The following is a 4,747-nucleotide window of genomic DNA, read 5'->3' as shown; positions in this document are numbered from 1 at the left end:
ATACCCTTAATTTATTATATTGTATATATTGTGTTTGAAAGTATAAATATTTTTTTAGAGTTGAATCAATTTCTATTTCTTTTTAAAATTTTCATGTTAAACTATTTTTATTTAAAAATATAAAGATAATACTAGGTTTTGATATAATGAAAGTTTTTGGCATATGCGCTAGTCCTAGAAATAATACAACCGAATACGTTTTAAAAACAGCTTTAGACAAGCTTGAAGAACACAATATTGAAACAGAGATGTTTACTTGTCAAGCAAAAAATATCAAGCCTTGTATGCACTGCGATTATTGTTTGAAAAATAAAAAGTGTATAATTGATGATGATATGAAAGGCGTCTATGAAGGTCTTCAAAATTCAGATGGGATAATTTTGGCCACTCCTGTTCAAAGCGGCGGCATTAGTTCCAATTTATCTGCAATTATGGATAGGACCCGGGCTTTGGAAGCTATAGATTATAATCTTTTAAGGGGGAAAATTGGAATGAGCATTGCAGTTGGTGGGGATAGGACTGGCGGTCAGGATTTTGCACATCTAAAAAATATTACATATTTCATGATACATGGCATTATTCCGGTAAGTGGCGGGCCTTTCGGTTCTAATTTAGGAGCTTCATTTTGGTCAAATGATTCATTAGATGATATTAAAGTGGATAGATATGGAATGGAGTCTTTAAATAGAACTTTAAATGAATTTGAAAATTTTTTAAATAAGTATATTTAAATACTAAAATCGATTTATATTAATAATAACTAATTTTTAAAGGTATAGTATGGGAAATAAGTTAGTAAGAGGCAGTTTGATAATTTTTATAGGTAACATCATTTTCCGTGTTGGTGGTTATCTTTACCGTTTTTTAATGGCTACATTATTGGGGCCTGTCAATAATGGTATTTTAGGAACCACCATGTCCGTTCAGGGTATTTTTCAAACTTTAGCTGCCGGAGGTCTTCCTCCCGCCATATCTAAATATATTGCCGAATATGAGGCTGTCGATGATCATAACATGGCTCGGCAAACTATTTATACCGCATTAAAAATCATGGTTTTTCTGGGATTGTTTTTGGGAGTCTTAATTATTTTTGTCGTCGCTCCGCTGATGGCTAATAATTTTATGGGAAAACCTGAAGTTATGGTTCCTTTACAGATTATCGGTTTTATTACTCCTTTTAGTGTTGTTTTGGGTGCATTTAGAGGTGCGTTTCAGGGAGTATATAAAATGGAATATATTGTTTATACCCGTGCTATTGAGCAGTTATCAATGATATTATTTGCAACAGCATTCGTTTTAATAGGACTTTCTGTTGTTGGTGCATTATGGGGTACGGTTATTGGTTATGCTCTTGCTGCGATTTCTTCAGTGGTGATATTCAAGTTTTACATGCCGAAATATATTCCACAGCCGAGCGATGATTTTGAATTTTCATTCCGTGACGAACTTAAACTGGGTATAATGTTGGTCAAGTTTTCAATTCCAGTTATCATCACTGCAATTGCTGAAATGCTTATTTATAACATTTGTACTCTTATTATGGGTAGATTCTTAACATTGGCGGATATTGGTTTTTTTACAGCAGCAGATCCTATTGCCAGATTGCCTTTAATGATTTCCATTTCTGTAGCCACCACAATTTTACCTGCCTCCTCCGAGGCATTTAAACTTAAGGATATTACTGCACTTCAGAAATATGTCGGTGAGTCCTATAAAATTTCATTGTTATTTGTAGTTCCGATGTGTATTGGGCTTGCCTTATTTTCAGCACCTATTTTAAGGTTGCTTTATTTCAAAATTCCAGCTTATGTCGCTGGTGCTCCTGCTTTAGCAATATTGTCTATTGGAATGACTTTTTATTCTATTTTTGCCATATCAACCAGTATTATCCAAGGTATTGGGAATCCTAGAATTCCAATGTATATTCTGATATTTGGTTCCATCGTCACTGGTGTTCTTTGTTGGATATTTGCTCCAATTTTAGGTATTGCCGGCGGTGCAGCCGCTACAACCATTGCTTGTTTTTTAATGATGATTCCATGCATTTACTTTGTATTTAAATTAACTAAAACAAAGGCCCCTAAGTTGCCGGTTTTAAAAATAATAGCTGCAACTACCATCATGGCTTTATTCGGATTATTTATTCCGAAAACAGCATTGTGGTTATTCCCTGGCATTATCCTGTGTATGGTCGTTTATTTCTTTGCATTGATTTTGGTTAAATTTTTCACAAAAGAAGATATTCTAACTTTAAGAGAATATTCATCTAAATTAGGTCCGCTGTCTAAATTAGTAAATAAATTATTAAATTTTGTTGAAAAAATCGAATTTAGAAATTAATAATTAGAAAATTATTAATATATAAAACATATAAATTTTATTAGTTGTAATTGGGGGATTATATGACTGATGTAAAAGCGGGTGTTGAATATAAAATTAATATAGATGGCAATTCTTTTTTATTGGATAATAAGAAATTCCAACTATTAGAGTCTATTTTAGATACTGGCTCACTTACTGCAGCTGCAAAATCAATCAATGTATCTTATAGAACCGCATTAAATTATATTGAAAAAATCGAGTCAACACTAAATGTTAAAATCGTGAATACAACAAAAGGTGGAAAAGGTGGCGGTGGAGGAACTTCACTCACCGAAGAAGGCTATTCAATTTTAAAAGAATGTAAAAAAATTAATGCGATTATGGAGCTTCATAAGGATGTCAATGAAATAGAATCTGAAATAATTGATATTGATGATTCTAAGGGAATCATGACAATTCAAATGTATGAATTCAAGATTAATGCTCCTTTAAATAGAAATTATGAAGTTGGAGATAAGTTATTGGCATTGATTAGTTATGATAACATCTTCCTAATGCTGGAACCCCAAACATCCAGCATACGTAATATACTGAAAGGTCAGATTGTTGAAATGAAACTTGAAAATGAGGTTATTCGTGTTAAAATAGATGTTGGCGGGGTCGATTTGTATTCCGACATTACCTTATCCGCTGAAAAAGAATTGAATCTCAATATTGGTAAGGAAGTTTATGTAGGATTTAAGGCAATGTCTGTTGCTACTTTAAAATTATAATTTCAGGGTGTTGTTATGTTACAAATTTTAGTTGATGAAGATAAATGTACTGGTTGTGGCAATTGTTATGATATTTGCCCAAAAGCAGCTAAAATTTGGAAAGTTGATAGGATAGCACATATACTGGATTTAAGATATTGCCACGTCTGTACACTATGTGCCATGGAATGCCCCGAAGATTGCATTAAAATCATACGTCCTGGTGAAGAGGGATAAATTATTTAAGCTTAAATTAATAATTTTGTAGGTTAGATTATGAGTAGAAATTCAAATGTTTCCAGAAAAACTTCTGAGACAGATATTACTATTAGAATGAATCTTGATGGAATTGGCGAATATGATATTTCAACCGGTGTAAATTTCTTTAATCATATGTTGGAATCCTTTTCAAAACATAGTATGATTGATTTGGAAGTTGATGCTTCTGGCGATATTGAGATTGACGATCACCACACTATAGAAGATATTGGAATATTGCTTGGTGAAGCTTTCCTGCAAGCTATTGGTGATAAGAAGGGAATTAAAAGAATGGCACATGCGATTGTTCCGATGGATGAGTCTGTCGCAACTGTTGCAGTGGATATTAGTGGCCGCAGCTATTGTAATATGAATTTTAATTTTAAAAATGAAAAAATTGGAGACATGACCTCTGACGTTGTTATCCATTTCTTCGAATCGTTTGCAAGCTCTGCAAAAATAAATATTTATGGAACCGCTGAAGGAGCAAATGATCACCACAAAGCTGAAGCCATTTTTAAGGCATTTGCCAAGTCTTTAAAAGAAGCAATCAAAATTGAACATGACCAAATTCCTTCTACAAAAGGAGTATTATAGCTATTAAATTAGCTATCTTTTTTTTAATTTATTTTAAAAATAGCTGTTTTTATAAAACTAGTCAAAAAAATAAAAAATTAAAGTAGCGTAATGCTACTTATTCTGGTTTTGAGATTAAGTCTGTTTTACAACCTGGGTTTCCTTCTTTCATGTGAGGGGTTCTTAAAACAGTGTCGTCTGCTTTTTCGATTTCTCTTGCTTCTTGTGCTAATTTAGCAGCACATGCAGCGATTTCGTGAGCAGCAGCTACTAATGGGTTGTAGTTTTCGAAACCTTTGGTCATGAAACAACCTTTCATGTCTAAGTTAGCAACAGATCCTGCCATTTCGTATGCAGCGATAGCTTTTGCTTTTGCGTATGGGTTTGCGAATCCACCAGCTTCTGCAGCTTTTTCAGCAGTAATAATGAGTTTAGGTAATTCGATTGCACCTGCTTCTGCTTGTTCGATTACGGTGTCAATGGTTTGTTGGACTAATCTTAATGCACCGGTTTCTGCGAGTACTTTTAAGATGTCGGAGTTGAAGATAGCCATTTCAGTTGGGTCTAACCATTCTCTTTTTGCACCGATCATTGGGTCGGACATAACGATGATGTAACCTAATCCTTGTTCGTCCATTTCATCTTTCTTACCTTTACCTGGTGCGTCACCAATGATAATAGCAGGTACATCTTTTTCTGATAATAATTCTCTTGCTTTAGCTGGTCCAGGTGCTCCTGGGTTTGGGCTAATGAAGATTGCGAAATCAGGTTCGAAAGCGTCTATTTTAGGTACGACGTCTTCTACTTGTTCAGGGTTCATTTTAGCTCCAGATCCAAAG

Annotated in this window: 6 protein-coding genes; 5 read left to right on the top strand and 1 reads right to left on the bottom strand. The window is 33.9% G+C overall.

What is annotated here, in order from left to right; translation table 11 throughout:
- The first annotated feature begins 146 nt into the window (after positions 1 to 146).
- The 5 genes from ACKI4K_RS00870 (at position 147) to hisB (ending at position 3,929) form a co-directional block, all read left to right on the top strand.
- Complete coding sequence (locus ACKI4K_RS00870; RefSeq protein WP_407421333.1) at positions 147 to 731, top strand: flavodoxin family protein; 585 nt, start codon at positions 147 to 149, stop codon at positions 729 to 731.
- A gap of 49 nt (positions 732 to 780) precedes the next feature.
- Complete coding sequence (locus ACKI4K_RS00865; RefSeq protein WP_407421331.1) at positions 781 to 2,340, top strand: oligosaccharide flippase family protein; 1,560 nt, start codon at positions 781 to 783, stop codon at positions 2,338 to 2,340.
- Between the two features lie 62 nt (positions 2,341 to 2,402).
- On the top strand, positions 2,403 to 3,095 hold the full coding sequence (locus ACKI4K_RS00860; RefSeq protein WP_407421329.1) for a TOBE domain-containing protein: 693 nt from the start codon (positions 2,403 to 2,405) through the stop codon (positions 3,093 to 3,095).
- A 15-nt stretch (positions 3,096 to 3,110) separates the two neighbouring features.
- A complete protein-coding gene (locus ACKI4K_RS00855; protein ID WP_407421327.1) occupies positions 3,111 to 3,311 on the top strand; it encodes a 4Fe-4S binding protein in 201 nt (66 codons plus the stop codon).
- A gap of 39 nt (positions 3,312 to 3,350) precedes the next feature.
- Positions 3,351 to 3,929 carry an imidazoleglycerol-phosphate dehydratase HisB gene (gene hisB, locus ACKI4K_RS00850; protein WP_407421325.1) on the top strand — a complete coding sequence of 193 codons (579 nt, stop codon included), beginning with the start codon at positions 3,351 to 3,353 and terminating at the stop codon, positions 3,927 to 3,929.
- Between the two features lie 97 nt (positions 3,930 to 4,026).
- On the opposite strand, the gene ACKI4K_RS00845 is transcribed toward hisB, so the two are convergent.
- On the bottom strand, positions 4,027 to 4,747 hold a 721-nt coding region (locus ACKI4K_RS00845), incomplete at its 5' end, for a F420-dependent methylenetetrahydromethanopterin dehydrogenase (RefSeq protein ID WP_407421323.1).

The sequence above is a fragment of the Methanobrevibacter sp. genome (assembly GCF_045644645.1).
Classification (GTDB): Archaea; Methanobacteriota; Methanobacteria; order Methanobacteriales; family Methanobacteriaceae; genus Methanocatella.
Note: the sequence above shows the minus strand (reverse complement) of the source record. Positions and strands in the feature narration are given on the sequence as shown.